This window comes from Candidatus Thorarchaeota archaeon (assembly GCA_021498125.1).
GTDB lineage: Archaea > Asgardarchaeota > Thorarchaeia > Thorarchaeales > Thorarchaeaceae > B65-G9.
On the sequence record JAIZWL010000001.1, the window covers coordinates 114,568 to 134,279 of the forward strand.

At 46.2% G+C, this 19,712-nt stretch carries 20 protein-coding genes; 10 read left to right on the forward strand and 10 right to left on the reverse strand.

Annotated elements, in window-relative coordinates; all coding sequences use genetic code 11:
• Window positions 1-160: 160 nt before the first annotated feature.
• Together K9W43_00630 and K9W43_00635 are read right to left on the reverse strand one after the other, a co-directional pair.
• Window positions 161-445 (reverse strand): 50S ribosomal protein L35ae, encoded by a 285-nt coding sequence (locus tag K9W43_00630; protein MCF2135726.1) that lies wholly within the window; start codon window positions 443-445, stop codon window positions 161-163.
• A gap of 84 nt (window positions 446-529) precedes the next feature.
• The gene (locus tag K9W43_00635) at window positions 530-994 is read right to left on the reverse strand and encodes a hypothetical protein (GenBank protein ID MCF2135727.1); all 465 of its coding nucleotides are present in this window, start codon (window positions 992-994) and stop codon (window positions 530-532) included.
• 452 nt (window positions 995-1,446) lie between these two features.
• On the opposite strand from K9W43_00635, the gene K9W43_00640 reads away from it, so the two are divergent.
• A complete protein-coding gene (locus K9W43_00640; GenBank protein MCF2135728.1) occupies window positions 1,447-2,373 on the forward strand; it encodes a deoxyhypusine synthase in 927 nt (308 codons plus the stop codon).
• 95 nt (window positions 2,374-2,468) lie between these two features.
• A complete protein-coding gene (locus tag K9W43_00645; GenBank protein MCF2135729.1) occupies window positions 2,469-3,011 on the forward strand; it encodes a 50S ribosomal protein L16 in 543 nt (180 codons plus the stop codon).
• Here the strand turns inward: K9W43_00645 and K9W43_00650 are convergent.
• From K9W43_00650 to K9W43_00665, 4 genes are all read right to left on the reverse strand, one after another.
• Window positions 2,996-3,745 carry an RNA methyltransferase gene (locus K9W43_00650; protein MCF2135730.1) on the reverse strand — a complete coding sequence of 250 codons (750 nt, stop codon included), beginning with the start codon at window positions 3,743-3,745 and terminating at the stop codon, window positions 2,996-2,998. The two genes, K9W43_00645 and K9W43_00650, sit on opposite strands and share 16 nt — an antisense overlap.
• Before the next feature lie 11 nt (window positions 3,746-3,756).
• Entirely contained in the window at window positions 3,757-4,932 is a 1,176-nt protein-coding gene (locus tag K9W43_00655) for a 50S ribosome-binding GTPase (protein ID MCF2135731.1), read from the reverse strand.
• 61 nt (window positions 4,933-4,993) lie between these two features.
• Window positions 4,994-5,569, reverse strand: a complete 576-nt coding sequence (locus tag K9W43_00660) for a hypothetical protein (GenBank protein MCF2135732.1) — start codon at window positions 5,567-5,569, stop codon at window positions 4,994-4,996.
• A gap of 37 nt (window positions 5,570-5,606) precedes the next feature.
• Entirely contained in the window at window positions 5,607-6,953 is a 1,347-nt protein-coding gene (locus K9W43_00665) for a signal recognition particle protein Srp54 (protein MCF2135733.1), read from the reverse strand.
• Between the two features lie 304 nt (window positions 6,954-7,257).
• Here K9W43_00665 and pyrI point away from each other — a divergent pair, with 304 nt between their 5' ends.
• The 6 genes from pyrI to K9W43_00695 all read left to right on the forward strand — a co-directional run bounded on the left by pyrI (window position 7,258) and on the right by K9W43_00695 (window position 12,677).
• On the forward strand, window positions 7,258-7,743 hold the full coding sequence (gene pyrI / locus K9W43_00670; protein MCF2135734.1) for an aspartate carbamoyltransferase regulatory subunit: 486 nt from the start codon (window positions 7,258-7,260) through the stop codon (window positions 7,741-7,743).
• 89 nt (window positions 7,744-7,832) lie between these two features.
• Window positions 7,833-8,156, forward strand: a complete 324-nt coding sequence (locus K9W43_00675; GenBank protein MCF2135735.1) for a V-type ATP synthase subunit F — start codon at window positions 7,833-7,835, stop codon at window positions 8,154-8,156.
• 25 nt (window positions 8,157-8,181) lie between these two features.
• Window positions 8,182-9,987, forward strand: a complete 1,806-nt coding sequence (locus K9W43_00680) for a V-type ATP synthase subunit A (protein ID MCF2135736.1) — start codon at window positions 8,182-8,184, stop codon at window positions 9,985-9,987.
• A 65-nt stretch (window positions 9,988-10,052) separates the two neighbouring features.
• On the forward strand, window positions 10,053-10,613 hold the full coding sequence (locus K9W43_00685) for a uracil-DNA glycosylase (GenBank protein MCF2135737.1): 561 nt from the start codon (window positions 10,053-10,055) through the stop codon (window positions 10,611-10,613).
• A 33-nt stretch (window positions 10,614-10,646) separates the two neighbouring features.
• Entirely contained in the window at window positions 10,647-11,171 is a 525-nt protein-coding gene (locus tag K9W43_00690; protein ID MCF2135738.1) for a hypothetical protein, read from the forward strand.
• Between the two features lie 99 nt (window positions 11,172-11,270).
• Window positions 11,271-12,677 (forward strand): V-type ATP synthase subunit B, encoded by a 1,407-nt coding sequence (locus K9W43_00695; GenBank protein MCF2135739.1) that lies wholly within the window; start codon window positions 11,271-11,273, stop codon window positions 12,675-12,677.
• An 88-nt stretch (window positions 12,678-12,765) separates the two neighbouring features.
• On the opposite strand, the gene K9W43_00700 is transcribed toward K9W43_00695, so the two are convergent.
• From K9W43_00700 to K9W43_00710, 3 genes are all read right to left on the reverse strand, one after another.
• A complete protein-coding gene (locus tag K9W43_00700; GenBank protein MCF2135740.1) occupies window positions 12,766-13,104 on the reverse strand; it encodes a DUF2095 family protein in 339 nt (112 codons plus the stop codon).
• Between the two features lie 104 nt (window positions 13,105-13,208).
• Window positions 13,209-14,729 carry a B12-binding domain-containing radical SAM protein gene (locus tag K9W43_00705; GenBank protein MCF2135741.1) on the reverse strand — a complete coding sequence of 507 codons (1,521 nt, stop codon included), beginning with the start codon at window positions 14,727-14,729 and terminating at the stop codon, window positions 13,209-13,211.
• Between the two features lie 15 nt (window positions 14,730-14,744).
• Window positions 14,745-16,040, reverse strand: a complete 1,296-nt coding sequence (locus tag K9W43_00710) for an NTP transferase domain-containing protein (GenBank protein ID MCF2135742.1) — start codon at window positions 16,038-16,040, stop codon at window positions 14,745-14,747.
• A gap of 213 nt (window positions 16,041-16,253) precedes the next feature.
• Here K9W43_00710 and K9W43_00715 point away from each other — a divergent pair, with 213 nt between their 5' ends.
• Both K9W43_00715 and K9W43_00720 read left to right on the forward strand, forming a co-directional pair.
• On the forward strand, window positions 16,254-16,499 hold the full coding sequence (locus K9W43_00715) for a MarR family transcriptional regulator (protein MCF2135743.1): 246 nt from the start codon (window positions 16,254-16,256) through the stop codon (window positions 16,497-16,499).
• A 9-nt stretch (window positions 16,500-16,508) separates the two neighbouring features.
• On the forward strand, window positions 16,509-17,300 hold the full coding sequence (locus K9W43_00720; GenBank protein MCF2135744.1) for a helix-turn-helix domain-containing protein: 792 nt from the start codon (window positions 16,509-16,511) through the stop codon (window positions 17,298-17,300).
• Window positions 17,301-17,304: 4 nt separating this feature from the next.
• Here the strand turns inward: K9W43_00720 and K9W43_00725 are convergent, their stop codons facing one another.
• Window positions 17,305-19,620: a DEAD/DEAH box helicase gene (locus K9W43_00725; GenBank protein ID MCF2135745.1), complete on the reverse strand. Its 2,316-nt coding sequence runs from the start codon at window positions 19,618-19,620 to the stop codon at window positions 17,305-17,307.
• Window positions 19,621-19,712: the final 92 nt, after the last annotated feature.

Sequence of the window (19,712 nt, forward strand, 5' to 3'; positions counted from 1 at the left end):
GAGGTCACGTTCCTAGTGGGACCTTAATAAGTTGGCCCCTCAGTTTAACTATGAATCGTCGTTGGGCGAGTACACCCTCGGATAGCCATTCGCATCATCGGAGCCATATAACTCTAAGAATTATTGTTGATAAAAGTTGACACTGAGGCTCGAAGTTGATCTATTCAATGACCACTGGAGTGCCAATGGCTTGACCCGGAAGATTGGTGCGGAATTTAGCACGTACTGCGCCACTATTTCCATGAAGGCCTAATACCTTACCAAGGAACTCCCGACCTGTTTCAGATACCCATTTGACCTTACGACCAATGAGTGTAGCAGCCTGTTTTCGAGTTTCAATTCCATCGATGACCAATATGACTTGGTTTGTGTGTATCAGATGTTTTCCTCTACGGTAGCTTGAAACTACGCCTCGTCGTCCTTTTATCACATCGCTTGTGGACATTCGGGATTCCTCGCAGTTTGAGTTCTCGTTCACGCCTTCGAGACTCCATTTAAGACTTGCTACATGAACGTAATTGATGATACTCTACTCAATTGATGGGCCTGTCTGATTATCTGATGTGCCTATGGGGCCTTCTCCGGCTTTATCAGTGGTATGAAACGTGTCCCGTTTTTCAAGAAGCACATCTCGAATGGCCCATCCTACACTATTCTGAACCTGTGCCACTCGAAATAGTGCTAACCAGACACTGACTTTGGTGAATTCTCCGGCTCTTATGTATCGTTCCACAATTGATCTTGCTTCTGCAATTTTATCCGCGGATTGTTCTATGTTTTGAATGGTTGTTTTCTCAATACGATACATTTTACGTGATCTCTGAATGATTTGAACTAAGGTTATTATTGAAAATCCCACCATCACCAAGATTAGCCATGAAATCTCGCGGAACGCATAGAAACCAAGAGTCAAAATCCCGAAGTATATGACTGCTCCCAGTGATATTCCATTCACTAGTAGGGCCTCTACAATTGTCACAATCTGCGAAGACATTCTCCAATGGTAATAACGTGAAAATTTTGTTGACGGATACCTAAAATGGTAGAGGTCCCTTACATATGCGGCTTGACCACGTCTGATTATAAATGTCCAAATGACTTGAGCTCCAAATGCAACGGCTATTACGATTGAACTGGTGAAATCCATTCCAACTTGCATGTGTTTTCAGATGCTGTTGTCTTTATTCATCTTGTGCTCACTCCGGCTTAATTACTTTCGGTGATCCCTCCATATGCTAATAGTTCTCTCAAAACAACACCCATGCATAGGAATACTGAATCGATTAGTGTTATCATTCCATCATACGTGTTCTATTCTAGCTAGCGCGGGACACGGTCATGCCCTCCCGGAAACGACCTGGGCTCGCGCACCTTCTCTTATTCTCCATTATAGAATCGTTTATCACACTACGTTCTTGGCCTATTTTGGTGATACTCTTGCATCGAGTGGAACATATTGATCCTGCGAAAGTGAACGATCTATCTGACCTTCTACGTGCTATGAGTGATGTTGGTGTGCTCGGTGCAGGACGACTTGGACGTGCGGCGACAATAGTTTCTCGGATGTTTGACGATCCTACTTGCATGACCTATCTATCCATGTCGGGTCCACTTGTGCCTGGGGGAATCAGAAAAATAGTCAGTCAACTTGTGGAGAAGGAACTTATTGATGTCATTGTGACAAGTGGTGCGAATATTGTGCACGACCTACTGGAGGCCTACGGCGGCAGACACTATCAGCTTCCACCCGGGACAAGTGATCAGACGCTCAGACATCAGGGAATGGGACGAATAGCCGATATCTTTACACGAGAAGAGGACTTTGAGGTCTTTGAGAAAAAGATCTACGACTTTCTTGATGGTCTAGCGGTACAAGATCGAACGCAACTCGGTCCAAGTGAATTTCTTCAGAGACTCGGAGCCACATTAGATGATCATGAATCGTTCATCTATCAGGCCGCGCATCATGGGGTTCCCATCTTCTCTCCTGGCCTCATGGATTCAATGTTGGGATTCCATCTGTTCACTTACAGCACGGTCACTAATGTCACCCTTGATTTTGTCAAGGACCTTAGGATATTATCAGGTATTGTGAACGAGGCGAAAAAGACTGGTGCTATTATGCTAGGTGGAGGTCTCACAAAGCATTTCACCATGGGCAGTACGATTCTACGTGGTGGTCTGGATTATGCAGTACAGATCACTCTTGATCGACCAGAGGGCGGCAGTCTTAGTGGAGCTCCTCTTGTTGAAGGGGTTTCGTGGCAAAAAATGCAGGAGGAGGCAAAGTTCGCTACAGTGATTGGTGATGTGACTATTATTTTCCCATTGCTTGTGTTAGGTGCCCTTCAGATGCGTGCATCACCAACTTGATAGCCACGCCATAATGCTTTTATTAGAAGCCCAAAGCATGACCCTGAATTCAGCCGCTCTTGGACTGAGACCAATCTAGAGAATGGTGAATAAAAATGGGAAAACGACCAGGACACTGTTATCGATTCTGTGACAGACCTCCATTCGTTCGTAAAAAGTATATTCACAGGCAGCCTGCCAGTCGAATTGTTAGCTTTGATATGGGGAACACACGTGGTGATTTCGAAATCGAACTGTCTTTGATTGGTCTCGAGAGATGTCAGATTAGGCATCAGGCTCTAGAAGCGGCGCGTATTGCTTCTAACCGTCATATGACCAAGAAAGTGACACGAAAGAATTACCATCTACGGATCCGTGTCAAGCCATATCACTACCTTCGAGAAAACAAGATGATTTCCGGTGCTGGTGCAGACCGTGTTCAAGATGGTATGCGTAAGGCATGGGGAAAGGTCATTGGTTCAGCCGCACGAGTCCGGCCTGGCCAGCCTCTTATCACGATCCGTGTCAATAGGGAGCACATTGGAGCTGCACGCGAGGCGCTAAAGAAGGCTGCACCCAAATTCCCAACACCCTGCAAGATCGTCTTCGACAAGATAGACCCCGAGCTTAGGCGTCGTCTTGGTTATGGTGTTGCCTGATACTTTCCTGCGCAGCCTTTGATACAGTTGCGTATTTTACGGGTGGTGCCTGTCATTGTAGCGACCTCTCTACCCGTCATATACGCTCTTCCCATTATATTGCGGAAGACCTGTTTTGCAATCGGTCTTCGAAAGTCTTTCAGAGGGAGTTCATCAACTATCTCATCAAAGAACTTGCATACTTGCTCTCGTTCCTCTTTAGTTGATGGAACCTGTATTGGGCGAGGAGTACTGCTATCTGCAACATTGTATCTCTCAAAAAGACTATACAATGTGACTGCCACAGCGTGACTGAGATTCATACTACTATATTGTTCAGACACAGGGATTGTGAATGATAGGTCACACTGAGCAATCTCCTCATTAGTGAGACCTGCACTTTCGCGCCCAAAGACAAGAGCAACCCTTCCATACAAGGTCGGATTCGGAAGTTCAGGTAGAGGCACAAGTGCCCTTGACACACTATTATAACCACCATATCGAGCTGTTGCAGCCCACGCACTATCTGTATCCTTGATGGCGGATTCCAATGATGTGTGAATCTCTGAAGACTCAAGAATAGTCTTTGCATGAACGGCGAACATGATCGCATAATCTTCATCACGAACATCCGGACCTACTATTCGTAATTCGGACACCCCAAAATTTGCAAGAACACGTGCCACGAATCCAACATTCCCGGGGCTCTCGGGCTCTACTAGTACAACAACAAGCCTAGGAATTCCCCTTGGCACATCTTTCGCCTCTATGAATGCATCAGTTGGAGAACATCCCCATCCCGTAATGGGTAGTTGAGACCTACTTGTCGGCGTTTTATTTTATCTGTTTCGCGGTAGATGACAGCGGCTCTGAATCGTTTTATGAAAAGCTCACGATGAACCTTTGCGGCTGCATCTTCTACAATTGCGCCTTCGGGAAGGACTATTGGTTTCTTCTCCGCCTTTCGACCCGGGATTTTCGTGTAGATTCGTAGAATATCTAAATGTTTGAAGAGCGAATGCTTCATCTCATCGATATTCTCGCCCTTTAATGCACTGATCGGAATGATGTCAAATCTATCTCCATATTTACTCTTTAATTCCTCAAACCGCTCTTTTGATCCGGGCACATCTCCCTTTGTAGCAATTACCATGGCGCGAACAAATGCAACACTTGCATCCAGCGCGTCGATGAGTTGTTGGAACGTAGCTGGTTTCTGAAATCGGACGATAATATTAGTAATCTTACGTCGCTGAAGGAATTCTATGACTTCTTCACGTGTGCCCTCAAAATTTTGAACTCCATAAATCATCAGGCCTCCCAATCCTGTTCTTTCAACACGGACCGCACTCTTCTCCCTATTCAATCGAATTCTTGCTCTGTCCAATTCTCCTAATATTGTCTTCATCTGAAATTCAATATCTTGGGAGAGATCGATTATGATTGCTATAAGATCAGTATTTCGTGCAACTGCAAGAGATTGTCGTCCTATACCTGAGTCATAACTCCCCTCAAATAGGCCTGGCAGTTCTACGAGCTGAATATTGATGTCCTCGTATGTGAGCATGGCTGGAGTCGGGACTGGTGTGGTGAACGGGTAATCCCCAATGGTGACATCCGCATTTGTGACAGTATCGATGATGGTCGATTTTCCAGAGTTGGTCACACCGATTAGGCAGACCTGTCCAGCCCCTTCTTTGCGGACCACTCCCTCATCCGAGCTGCTACTCTTACGAGCTCTCTCCTGTTCCCTTCTCTTCTCCAATTCGGCACGAAGTTTGGCGAGCTTCTTTCGGTAATCGCCAATCATACGTTCGGCTCCCTTATGATTAGGAGCAAGCGCCAAAAGTTTCTGAAGTTCTACTATCCTCTGTTCGAGGTCTTCTGTATCCTCGTATATCTGTCGCTGCTTGTCAAACTCAGGAGTTACGTTTGTTGGCAAGAGCATTCACACTCGGGGCCGCATTAAGTTATTCTAGACTGCTATTATTATCAAGGTTTCCTCAGTGACATACTATCAGATCGGAAACTCGATTTACTTCAATGATAAACCGTTCAGGATTATGGTATCTATAAAGCCTCTTTGCATCAGGCCAACGTTCTATATCTAGTACTTCGTCAATATCATACAGAAAAATGCCTTCGGCGTTTCTGAGCATTATAGGTGTGGTCTGGTCCCGTGGGTATGCAATGTGTAGGGTTTCTTTTCTCCATCTGTCAGCCAGCACATCTAAATTCGTCTTCTTGACTACGATCCCATTATCCATGATTCGTTGTTCTCCAACCTGCAACTCATCGAGAATCGTGATCGCTTTTAACAAGAAGAATGAGATTGAGCGTTCGTCGGGAGATACTCTACGAATCTTGTCCCCGCGAAAGGCTATCACGTTCAGGTCGTCTGCCGTTCCGGATACAATGTCTATCTCTGCGTCGTGTCTTAGATTCCCTGAAAGGAAAAGAGCCACATTGATGCTCCTGCAAATACTTACGACCTGAGGTGGATTTGTTCCATTTTTTACAGACTGCCGTGTGATGGTGATCTCCCGAAGCGTCACAACAAATTTTCTAGTTATTCCCATGTGATCCACATCAACATCATCAATGAATCATATTGGCTTACATTCCTGGAAGGCCTGGGACTGCTGGAAATCCTCCACCTCTCCTGCCTCTCCTCTGTTTCCCAAAGGACTTCATCATCTTCTTCATCTGTTCATACTGTTTGAGAAGTTCACGGACATCCTGTGTAGTAGTGCCGGATCCTTTTGCTATGCGTCTGAGTCTCGACGCTTTCAGGATTTTTGGGTTATCCAATTCTTCCTTGGTCATGGAATTCATTATGATTTCGAACTTGCGTAAGTTCTCTTCTTGAAGCTGGGCAACGTCTTCCGGAAGTTTATATTTGAGCCCTAACATCTCCATGACTTTTCCCATTGGCCCCATCTTTTTCAGTTGTCGTAGCTGCGCCATCATATCTGTCAGAGTAAATTGCCCCTTCATGAGTCGCTTTGCTGCGTCCTCGTCAAATTCTATCTGGGCCTCTTTCACCTTTTCAATGAGACCCTTGATGTCGGACATACCCAGCAAGCGGCCTGCAAATTTCGTGGGATTGAATGGCTCAAAAGCGTCCATTCCTTCACCTACGCCGATGAATTTGATCGGCGCTCCCGTTGCTGCTACTGCGGATAGGGCACCGCCACCTTTTGCCCCGCCATCAAGTTTGGTCACTATTATTGATCCAACATTGGTGGCTTTCTTGAACGCTGCTGCCTGTGAGCCTGCCTGTTGCCCGAGTGTACCATCGATTACCAGAATAATCTCTTGAGGCTTGATTGCCTTTGCAATATCCCGCATCTCTTTGATGAGACCTGTTTCCTCTCTATGGCGTCCAGAGGTATCTACTAAGATCAGTTCGATACCCTTCTTTTTCATCTCTGAAACGCCGCGTTTAGCAAGTTTGACTGCGTTTTTCTCCTTCTCATCACCATAGAACGGTATGTTCGATTTTTCGGCGAGCTGCTTGAGCTGATTATACGCCCCTGGGCGAAAGTTGTCCGCACAGATTACTCCCGTCTTGATACCTCTCTTCTGATAATATCTTGCAAGCTTTCCAATGGATGTTGTTTTACCCGAACCTTGAATTCCTACTAACATAATGACATTGGGCTTGCCCGGGTGAATGGTCAATGGGACTGGTTTCTCTCCCAAAAAATATGCTAGTGAATCCCATACCACACGGATGATATGTTCCCTTCTGGAAATCCCTCGCGGAAGATTCTCTGCAAGGGCTTGTTCTTGAACCCGCTTAGTAATTGCCATTACGAGATTGACATCAACATCTGCTTGGAGTAGAGCGCGCTGAATATCGCGTACGAGCTCTTTTACAAGATCCTCATCAATAACACTTGCACCAAACAATTTCTTGAGCGCAGAATTTAGCGCTTTTCCCAGACCTTCAAGGACCAATGTTCTTCACCATGTCTTGTAGCAGAATCGTCATGTTACACATATCAACCTTCTCTTATGAGTGGCTCTGTGTGAAAAGTCAGTGAAATAGTGATCATGAGATGTATGAACACCATTTTGCGATCGAATCCAAAACGTTTCGGGATCCATTCTGACTTGAACGATCTATGTCTGTGGACTTTTCACACAGCTCCCTTATGAGTTATTGCGGAAGTGATAAATTGGACTATGGGGCCGCCAGCAGCAGAGCAAATTTGGTTCATATAATAGGCTCATTGACTTTACATGATTGTGGTGCTGTAGCTTGACTGATGACAAGATTGGAAATATTCGGATTGTCAAAATCCATAATGGCACGGTCATCGATCATATTCGGGCGGGACATGCCCTTGAGGTTCTCAAGATCCTTGGCATAACCGGAAAAGAGGGCAGTGTCGTCACTCTCGCCATGAACATTTCTAGTTCACGGATTGGCAGTAAGGACATTGTTAAGATTGAAGACCGCTTTCTCGAAGACTCTGAAGTGGCACGTATTGCACTTGTTGCTCCTGATGCAACGATCAACAAGATTCGTGACTCACAGGTCATTGACAAACGTCGTGTTGAGCTTCCTGATCAATTGACCAATATTGTGACATGTCCTAATCCCCGGTGCATCACAAATAAGGAACGTGAGCCTATTCTGCCAAAGTATCAAGTGGTCTCTCGCAAACCTATGAAACTCAAGTGCTTGTATTGCTGGACTATGATAGACGAAGTTGAGATCATACGTCAATTCATTGAACGATGAGATGCTCATGCATTTAGACCAATTCCAAATGCTTTTTAGTCAAGCACCTGAGCAAGAGCCAGACTACAACTGCTGTGTGGACTCTCCCAATGGTAAGTGACAAAATCGCGGTAATTGGTGACCGGGACACGGTTATTGGCTTTAGAATGGCTGGGGTGACTGAGAGTACAGTGCCTCAAAATCCCTCAGAGACCAGACAAGCCCTTCAGTCTTATTTCAGTGATCCCTCAATGGGTCTTATTCTTATCACCGAACCGCTGGCAAAGACCATTGAAGATACCATTCTCGATTTCTCTGAGGCACCAATTCCTGTCATCATTCTTATTCCTGATCGAAGCGGATCTACTGGTGCTTATGAGACCATTCTCAAAGAACTTGTCCGTCGCGCAGTTGGAATTGAAATTAATATCTAATAGACCATCATTGGTGGATGAACACATGACCGAACATATTGGACGGATTGAGAGTATTGCCGGGCCTGTAGTCCGATGTAGTGGGATTCCGGGTGTGCAAATGTATGAAGTTGTCCGAGTCGGTGACGAGAAACTCATCGGAGAAGTCATCGAAGTTTCGGAAGACGAGTTTACAGTTCAAGTATACGAGGAAACCTCCGGAGTTGCCCCGGGTGAGCCCGTTATTGCTACTGGCAGCCCTCTCTCTGTTGAGCTTGGTCCTGGCCTACTCGGGTCCATTTATGATGGCATTCAGCGACCACTTCCAGAACTAAAAGAGTTGTCTGGAGATTTTATCACTCGTGGTCTTACAGTTGAGGGTCTTGATAAAGAAAAGAAATGGCTGTTTAAACCCACCAAAAAAGAGGGCGACACGGTCTTACCTGGTGACATCATCGGTGAGGTTCCCGAAACTGGTATTATCACTTCCAAGATTTTAATCCCTCACAATGTTGAAGGGGAGATAGTTGAAATAGTCCCCGAGGGGGAATATACTATTGTCGATACAATCTGTAAGGTCAAGGATGCTCGTGGTGACATTTATGATGTCATTATGCTGCAGAAGACCCCAGTTCGTATAGGCAGAACCTACAAAACACGAGCACCCATGGACACTCCTCTTATCACCGGGCAACGAGTTATTGATACGTTCATGCCTCAGGCAAAAGGGGGCACTGGTGCGATTCCTGGAGGATTCGGGACTGGGAAAACTGTTACCCTCCATCAATTTGCTAAATGGGCTGATGCTCAGGTTGTTGTATATGTGGGCTGCGGCGAACGAGGCAATGAGATGACCGAGGCACTTGAAGAGTGGCCGCACCTGAAAGATCCACGGACTGGACGTCCACTAATGGAACGTACCGTTCTTATCGCAAACACCTCGAATATGCCTGTTGCAGCACGAGAGGCCTCTATCTATGTTGCAGTGACCATTGCTGAATATTTCAGGGATCAGGGTTATGATGTGGCACTGATGGCCGATTCTACATCTAGATGGGCTGAGGCCTTGCGAGAGATCTCAGGTCGTCTTGGACAGTTACCTTCGGAGGAGGGTTATCCGGCTTATCTTGGTTCACGCCTTGCTCAATTCTATGAACGCGGGGGGCGTATGGAAACACTAGGGTCTGACAAACGATTTGGGTCAATCACCATCTGTGGAGCGGTATCGCCTCCCGGTGGTGACTTTTCGGAGCCAGTTACTCAGGCAACTTTACGTATTGTCAAGGTCTTTTGGGCATTAGACAAAGATTTGGCCGCTAGACGATTCTTCCCCGCAATTAATACACTGACAAGTTATTCACTCTATCATAGTACACTTGAAGAGTGGCATAAAGAGCATCTTGGGCCCGACTGGCCTGAATTGGTAAAGGCCGCAATGGCAATTCTACAGAAGGATCAAGAACTTAGAGAGATCGTCCAGTTGGTTGGGCCTGACGCCCTACCCGAATCAGAACGGGCAACCTTGGAGGCAGCACGAATCATCAAGGAAGACTTCCTCACCCAGAGCGCCTTACACGAGATCGATACCTATTGTCCTATTGGGAAGACATACCGAATGCTTCGAATTATTATCAACTTCGCACGCAAGATGTCTGAAATAGTTGATGTAGGTGCCAGTGTGCGGCGTATCCTTGAATTTAGCGTCTTGGATAATATTGCACGGATGAAGATTGCACCATGGGATAGCTATGACTCGACAATGGATGCCATCGAGGAGAAAATGGAGCATGAGTTTCAAGCTCTCTCAGAAGAACTGGCAGCGGCTGGCGTTGTTTCTCATGCTATGGAATAATTCCTTGAATGTCTGAGTAGGCCTCTGAGTTTATTACAAGCGGCTATGACTCTCAGTTGATAATTATGGTGATCTCACAGCTAGATGCCATTCGCTCCGAAATTGCGCAGTGCACCAACTGTCCACTGCACGAGACTCGTCTTCATACAGTGCCTGGAGAAGGATCCCCTACTGCTCGCCTGATGATAGTCGGCGAGGCTCCTGGAGCACGTGAAGACGAAACTGGTAGACCTTTTGTTGGCCGATCCGGGGAGCTCTTGACCACACTTCTCTCAGAAATTGGGATTTCTCGTGATGAGATTTTTATCACTTCAGTCATGAAATGCAGGCCACCGAAAAATCGTACTCCTCGACAAGGCGAGATTGCATCATGTATCCCCTATCTCTTTCGCCAGATCGAGGCGATTCGTCCTGCGATTGTTATGCTTGTTGGGGGCGTGGCAATCTCTGCTGTTATTGGTCCGTGGCGGCTCTCTGAGGCGCATGGACGCTTCTATGAGACAGAAGAGCAGAAATTCTTTATGACCTACCATCCAGCAGCGGCATTACGTTTTCCAAAGACTGCCGATATCATACGTCAAGACCTTCAGATTATCAAGGCGGAGTTGGAATTGAGTGGTCATTAAATCCTCCTCTCAATACATACCTTATGAATAGAGATGGGGTTATCCGGTAATCAAGTACTACAACTTCTCCTACAACAGGTGACGAATCCTATTAGTGCTGGACCACTTCAAGGGCTTCTTGATAGTATGGGTGCGGCTCTTCATGTCTTGTACATATTCATTGTTCGCCTGTATTTTATCTTCATTGTACTTGGTTTCATTGTATATGCAACGACTCTTCATGACTCGATGGCAAAGGTTCTAGTCAGCTTCGGAATCATTGCGTTTTTTGTTGGTCCCGTATTTGCAAGTCTTGCCACAGGATCTCCTATGGCAGCTGCCATTTTGGCTGATGGAGATGTCATGCTGATGGACTTGATCGGGATGAACGATGGCGACCTCATGTTCTTGTTACTGGCCTTTGCAGATCTGGTTGGAGCAATCTGTATACTTGGTGGTGCGATTATGCGTTTCACTCAGCCCTCATCCGAAATGACTGAACGTGGTACTTCACTTATCGTGCGAGGTATCATTCTTCTATGTGTTTGTGTCTTCATGTATACTCAACCATTTCTATAGGTCTTCTCTTCGCCAATCATTTTGGCTCATAGGGGAATTCTTAAAACTGAAATGCCCGACCCACTCCTGCGGCCGAACCCTGCCGTAGGCGGACTCGATATGAGCAAGGAAACATCAATCACTTATCGAACAGTTTCCGATGTAAGTGGCCCGCTCCTCGTAGTGGAAAACACACATAATGTCGCATATAATGAAGTGGTCAGAATCCGTACTCCCTCGGGTAAACTCCTTACAGGCACGGTTCTTGAGACTGGGCGTGGGAAGGCTGTAATTCAGGTCTTTGAGGGAACTAGTGGTCTTGACACAACTTTTACGGCAGTACGTTTTACTGGTGAGACCCTGAAGCTTCCAGTATCTACCGAAATTCTTGGAAGAGTTCTTGATGGCTCTGGTGATCCGCTGGATGATGGTCCTCCTCTTACTGCTGAGGACCACTGGGATATCTATGGTTCTCCTATTAATCCCTACGCGCGACAATATCCGCGCCAACCCATTCAAACAGGTCTCTCAGTGATTGATGGTCTAAACACTTTGGTACGAGGCCAAAAGCTACCAATCTTTTCTGGTTCTGGTCTGCCTCATAATAGAATTGCAGCACAGATTGTTCGTCAGGCCAAGATCCCCGGAGAAGAGTCCGACTTTGCAATAGTCTTTGCGGCTATGGGCATCACGGCAACAGAGGCTCAGTATTTCATCAAATCATTTGAAGAAACAGGTGCGCTGGAACATACCGCTCTATTTCTAAATCTGGCTGATGATCCTGCTATTGAGCGTATCATCACACCTCGTGCAGCACTAACAGCTGCTGAATACCTTGCCTATGAGTCCGATATGCACGTACTTGTTCTTCTGTCCGACATGACCAACTATGCTGAAGCTCTGCGTGAGATCAGTGCGGCCAGGTCCGAGGTTCCCGGTCGTCGTGGTTATCCCGGTTATCTCTATACCGATCTAAGTATGATATATGAACGAGCAGGACGAATACATGGACGTAAGGGTACTATCACTCAGATGCCAATTCTCTCCATGCCTCAAGATGACATGACTCATCCAATTCCCGATCTATCAGGATACATTACTGAGGGGCAGATTATCCTCAGTCGTAGTCTGCATCGCGCGGGTATTTACCCCCCCATCGATCCCGGTCCTTCCCTCAGCCGGTTGATGAAGGAAGGTATTGGTAAGGATATGACTCGATTCGATCACAAAGAAGTCCAGGCCCAGCTGTACTATGCCTATTCTGAGGGGCGCGACCTGCGAGATCTTGTTGCAGTGGTTGGTTCAGAGGCTCTCACAGAACGCGATCAAAAATATCTCAACTTTGCTAACCGCTTTGAACATAAATTCATTAATCAAGGTGAGCATGAGGATAGGTCCTTCGAGGAGACCCTTGACCTTGGTTGGGCACTACTAAGCGAGTTTCCCGAACGAGAACTCAAACGGTGTGATCCATCTACAATCTCTTGGGCTCGGGATCAGGGAGTATACAGATACACTTCTCCCTGAACTCTACAGAGTGGCATAAGCAATTCACTATGAAGTTTCTTGGAACCTCTAATGATGTGACTGGCGGCTATTCATTGTATATTCGTAATCATTCTCCAATGCCGTGATGAAGATAGTAGTCACGTTCCTTTTTGGCGCCGAAGCTTCTAAGGCCTTCTGATTTGAGTTGTCTCTTGATAGACGATGCTTGGGACTTGGTAAGCTCCCCTCGTTTAAGCAAGTACTCAATAATCTCAACAGCCTGAGAAACAGTATCACAACGGCGTATGTAGTCGACCACATCTGGTAGGTATGTTTCTTTCTCTCCAGGAGACCTTGACTCGTTCATTTCTTGACGAACTCCGGCAATTCTATACGTCTTTGTTTCGCCAGTCGCCATCTCATCACTGAGTGCGGGAAATGCTTTCTCGAAGTCCTTTCTTTCCATGAGGACCACCGGCTGACCGCGTACTCTCAATAGTCACGGGTCGTTCTTACTAGTTTCTTCCAAATTATGCCTTATAATATATCTCCTGTTGGCCACTCAAGTCCTTATCTTATAAATGACCAAGGTAGTGTGTCTTGAAGTCTCTCCCCATTGTTGGCCAGATTGAAGAATTCAATCCCTGTTTCCTTTTCTCCACGCCTCCACCCACCAAGCCCTCCATATTGTGCGGCTTTCCATATGACCTTTGAGAGAGATCGGTCGCCCAATGATAATGCGGCCTGTATTCTTGCAAATCTTGGGTCTAATGACTCTATCGTGGAGTGAGGGATGTTACGCAAGTCCTTTTCGACGATCCTTAGCCTCCGCCGAATCTCTGAAATGGGCAGTTGTGGTTCTCGCTCGAATCTTGTATGCGCCTTTGGAATAAATGGGTTGGCGCTTACGGTGACTTTGAGTCCTGATATGTCAGAGATACGTCGGACCATTGTCCCAATACTCTTTACATCCTCTTCCGTTTCACCGGGTAGTCCCACGATGAAGTATAATTTGATTGCTCGCATACCTGCCTCAGTTGCCATTGCTGCGGCTCTCTCAATATGCTCATCACTAAGGCCCTTCCCGAGAGATCGCCTCAGCTCTTCTGATCCGGTCTCGGGGGCAAATGTCAGTGTACGTTGCCCCACCTTTGCTAATAGCTTCAAGGTGTTCTTGGTGATTCTATCTGCCCTCAGAGATGGTACAGAAAACTCTAGTTCTTTTTTTTCCATCCATGCCATGAGGTCTTCTAACTCATCCATGTCTCCTACTGAGGATCCAATGAGTGCGACCTTTCGTACTGGTGTCTTCTGGATTCCTTCGATAATGATATTCTTCACGCTTTCCAGCGATCTTGTTCTTCCAGGACGTGAGATATGTCCAATCAGACAAAATTTGCATGAGTGTTTACAGCCTCGTGTGACCTCAACTAATAACGCCTTTCCAAAAACTGGCTCGCGTCTATCCCCATCTGGGACTATGGGCACCACTTGTTGTGTGGGATGGAATAGATCATCAATGTCCCTAATTATGCTTCTCTTAATGATTCCCTGCTCTATTGTTGGTACATAAACAGAGGGTATTGTGGCTAACCGCGAAATTGTCTCTCTGCGAGTATTAGAGCTTTTTGCAGCCTCAATGATTCCATGAATTACAAAGTCCCCCTCTCCAATTGCAAATGCGTCAACAAAGTCCCTATAGGGTTCCGGATTTCCGCTTATTGCGGGTCCTCCTACGATCACTATCGGGTCTTTTTCAGTTCGAGCTGTATTCCAGATTGGAATCTCTCCCATCTCTAACATCTGGACAAGATGCAAAATGTCGTTCTCGTAAGTAAGTGTGAACCCAATAATGTGGTTTGATCGAAGTGGGCGACCGGACTCGACTGAATGGACGGGCGATCTTGTGTCATACCTAAAGTATCTCTCACATGACGTATCCGATCTCAAATTCAGTGCTGAATAAAAAAGGTGCGTTGCAAGACCCGTCATCCCCGCTCGATATGTTGAAGGATAACACATTCCGAAGAGTACATCGACGTTCCTAGAGTCCTTGAGGTACGCATTGTGTTCTTGAAATTCTTCTTGCAAGAAATCTGTCCCTCTTTATGACTTCAGACTGATACTCTGTTTTGGTTGTTCGGCTATGACCAGTGTATGGGCTGGGATATCCCTATCAACGATCACGCCGATTCCTGTTCTGGCTCCCTGATGAATGACCACACCGGGACCTATTGACGTACCAATTCCCGTCTTGACATCATCCCCGATTATTGCCCCCATCTTTCGTCTACCGGAATCCATACGTTTCCCCTTGACTGTTACCTTTACTGACTTGTTATCATGACGTAGATTGGCTGTGATCGTCCCCGCCCCGAAATTGGAGTGTCTACCAATTATACTATCTCCGACATACGAGAGATGGCCCACATTTGTTCCCTGCATAATGATTGAATTTTTGATCTCTACAGCATTACCGACCTTGACCTTGCGTTCGAGATATGTATATGGTCTAATGAAGCAGTTTGGTCCCACCACACACTCGGGACCAATGAATGCAGGTCCCATAATATATGCCCCACTTCTAATGATTGCACTTGGATCGACAATAACGTTCCCTTTGATAGTCGCTCCTTCTTCGACTGTCCCCTCTATCCGGCGTACTGCATCTTTTAGAATCTGTTCGTTTGCAGTCAGTAGATCCCACGGTCGTCCTACATCAATCCACCAAGTCTGTATCTTGTATACATTGACCTGCCCTTGGTTGATGAGCATCTTAATGGAGTCGGTGATCTCATACTCCCCACGAGATGAAAGCCCCGTCTTTGCAATGGCCTCCCAGAGTTTTGGTCCAGCAATGTATATTCCCGCATTAACTAGATTACTTGGGATGCTCTCCTTTGGCGGTTTCTCAACGAGGTCAGTGGCCTTGCTTTTTTGATCTGCCACAACAACCCCGTATGAAGTTGGGTCCTCTTTGTATATTACCGCCATAGTCATGTGTAATCCGCTCTTGGAGTGACAGGCGATGAGATTCGTGAATTCGCCAGCACCCATCATTACATCCCCATTCATTAGAAGAATTTCATCATTCCCTGCAAATTCCTTTGCAAGAGCAGCAGCATGAGCGGTCCCCTTACGTTCTGTCTGCGTAATGTACTCTATTTTCATGGGGGTCCAGTCATGCTCGTTAATTCCCCTTCTAAGATCCTCCTCTCTGTATCCTGTGATGATCAGAGTTTCTTCGATACCTGCTTCACGTAGCGCTCGGAGGGTATGAAAGATTAGTGGTTGACCTGCCACCGGGAGGAGGTGTTTTGGCATGTTTGCTGACAATGGTGCCATTCTTGTAGAATAGCCAGCAGCGAGTATTGCGGCCTTCATTTTTGCTCCTGATTTCATCTGACGCCGTGAATATAGATTTGATGGCGTTCAGGGCTCTTGGCAAGCGCGCCAAACACCACGGGCTAATATATCGCGGTGGCAGACCGCGATACAATTATCAAGCCTGCGATACATTAATATACTACTTGGGTATTATAGTGACTTGTGTCGTAACATTGATGCATACTTAATCAATCTATGACCTAATTAGATAATGGAGATTCGATAAAAATGATGACCGATGCAGAACTTAAGGAAGAACTTAAGGACATGAAACTAACCAAGAGTCAGATGATTGTACTTGATATTCTGCGAAGTAGTGGAAAAGACGGTGTCACCCCCAAACAACTCTTGGATAAGGTGTCATTTGCTCCACGGACTGTTAGATACGCACTTAGAAAACTGTTGAAAAAGAAACTGATCAAACGAGTACCCTGTCTTCAGGATATGCGGCAGTACATTTACATCCCTGCATGAGGAAGGCAAATGGAAACCGTTGAACGACGCCACCGTCACTCTTCCCACTCAGAAACTGACAAAACATCTGATGTGCTACACCTTCATGGGAAGATAACTGATGGCGCGTCCTGCATGACGGGTGATAGTGGGATGGACTCTCTCAAGATCTTAACAGGCGAGGAAGCAATCTCTGCATTCAAGGCATTAGCCGATGAAAACAGACGACGTATCCTTCATGCTCTAAAGGCAAGACGCATGTCTACATCTGAGATAGTAGAGTTTCTCTCACGTAAGGATCCTGATAAGGAGATCAAACCGCAGACCGTACGCTATCATCTCAAGGAACTTGAGCGTGCTGGTCTTATCAGACAGGACGGTTACGAGCCTGCTGGTAATGGTGATACACACATAATGCAGAAGCTGTGGCGCGCAACGGCTGAGAGTATCTTTATTGCAACCGAACATCTTACAGGCATTCCTGAACGAAGAGCAGCGGATATTGCAATGGCCTACAATATTGTTTCAGTCATGAAGCAGCTTGGCTTTGCGATTCCAGAAGAACCTCGGCTCAAAGAGCTGACCGAACAATATGTTGAATGGGACAAGCTCTGGCGAAAGGGTCGGCGTCATGCTGAAAGCACTCTGCGCAGTGTTCCAATCCTTGATCCAGAGGTGTATATCGCCCTCAGGCGCCTTCTGAGTGTGATACATTTACACAATGAAGACTATGAACGCTATTGGGCTATTAGTAGAAGGGTTACAGACCAGATTCGAGAGGCGTACCGAAAGGGGGCCGGGAAGAATCCAGAGGTTTATTGACCTATCAATTTTGATGAGTGGGATATTTCGTTCGTAATAGACGTTTAATGGCACTTGCAATCTTTGGCCCTACGCCTCTCACTCTCTTCAACTCTTTTTCATCCGTGTTAAAGATCTGTTCGAGGGTTCCAAACTCCTCAAGTAGTGCACGTGATATTACCGTGTCCACCCCTGGAAATCCTGACAGAATATATTCTAGTGTCTGTGCATCACTTGCCTTTCTCTCCCCAGACCTTGTCCTGAGAGTCTTTTTCTCCTCTCGCTGTTCAATCACTGCTATTCGGTATAGCAATTGTGCAGTCTCCTCAAAGTTCCTAGACCATAAAATTGGGATCTGCAGGCGAATCGCTATTGACGCTAATGCACCATATATTGCGGCCGGATTCACTGCTCGCAGCCCAATGATCTGCTCCCCCTCAATGATCAGGACTGGTCTTCTATATGCCGCACGTAATGCACTCAGCTGGGTAAAGAGGCGACCATCAATTAACGATTGGATGAAATCATTGGCCTCCTTTCTCTCTATTGCAACATCCTCTGAGGCAACATAATCTCCAATCTCAAGGGTCTCTCCTGAGATCTCTATATCTAGTCGTGCAAGTTCTCGTGCCACCCCTGTAGGCAGCTCACGCGAGTCCACAATCAATCGCACACGCCCCTCGGAAGAGGCTCGTGGTGAAGTGTGTCTAGTAGCTTTGGTCTCGGTAGTCTCTTCTTTCTCTTCTTCCTCCTCCACAAAATCCTCAAGATTTGTTTGAGTCTCGTCCATGGTGTCTTCCACCTCCCTCAAAGTTGATGCCATTCGTTTTAATTTACTAATTACACTCCAATGGTAAAACTCGTCATGAGTCCCCCTCGCCACAAAAATGATGACACGTCCCGGAGCGTGACGCCCTGTTCTTCCGCGTCTTTGAATATATGGTACGATTGATGGAACACAGTCATAAAAAACGACAAGATTGCACTCGGGGATATCGAGGCCCTCTTCTCCGACTTGAGTTGCCACAAGAACATTGAACTCGTTGTTCCTAAAGCCCTCGAGAACCTGGACTTGTTGTTTTTGACTAAAGCCCTTATCTAAACTTCGGGAACTCTGTCCGACAAACCTGCTGACACGGGCCTCGTCCAGTTGCCCCAAAATATCTGCGATCTCAATTGCAGTGTCACGAAACCTCGTGAAGACCAGTATCCTGGAGTCTTTATCTACAGATAATTGCTCGCTCACAATTTCGAGAATCATGTCCGCCTTGGGGTGTCTATGCCCCTTTGCAATCAGTGCCTGAAGTAGGTTCTCAAACTGCTTAAACTCGGAACGAGTGATCAGATCCTTTACACCTTTTGAACTCCGTTTGTTCCTGATCTCCTCGTACATACCCTGAATATACCGCAATGTTGGGGCAAGTCCTTGAGTGCCGACAAACTCGAGAAGCCCATTGACTCTTAGAGCAGCAGTGAGATTTCTGATCATTATGAATAGATGTTTAGGTGGTTTGGTAAATGTTCCAATCTCTCTGCGAATCGAACCTTGCAGGTCAAGTATCTCTCTCTTACTCAATCTTCGCGGGTTAGAGAGCGAGTATCCATAGTTTTTCAGTGGGGCTATGTAGACGTTGAGTAGATCGTAAAGAATGTCCCGTAGCACCTCTATCTCTGATGGTAAGGTGATGTATCTGACATCGCTGTCGATAGATACGATATATTCCCGCACATCTGGACTATTGGTGTCACGGATCTCAATATTGTCAAGCCTAAGGTTTTCACATACCGTCTTTACCTGTTCCGCATCGTGTCCTGGTGATGCAGTCAGCCCCAGAGCGCGTCTGTGTTGACCATGTTTTTCATACATCTCTGCAACAAACGTATAGGCATAGTTCCCAACTCCCCTATGTGCCTCGTCGAATACTATGAGTGATACATCATGCAGGTCATACCTTCCCTGAATGAGATCATTTTGAAGTGCCTGTGGGGTCATTGCAATGACCGTGCTTTGTTTCCAGATATCACATCGATCTGAGGGGCTGTCCTGACCGGTCAGGCAGACGATCTTCTCTTCGGGAATATCAAGTACACGTCTCATAAACCGTGCTTGTTGATCCACTAAGGGTCTTGATGGCGCCAAAAACAGAATCTTACTGTCAGGGTACTTGTCAATTCTATATGCGGCAACTAGTGCTGCTATTACCGTCTTGCCTAACCCTGTGCTCAGAATGACTAGAGTGTCTTTTTGCGCGGCGGTCTTTGCTATATTTACCTGATACTTTCTGAATTCAATGGCCTGTTTTTTGATCAGAGCTTGTTTGATGTATGACACTTTAGTCACTTGACCACGCCTCAGATGTGTTCTTTATGATTTCTATACAAGTTCACCATATAGTTGGTTGACGTTCCTATTTCATCTACCAGATTTCATGT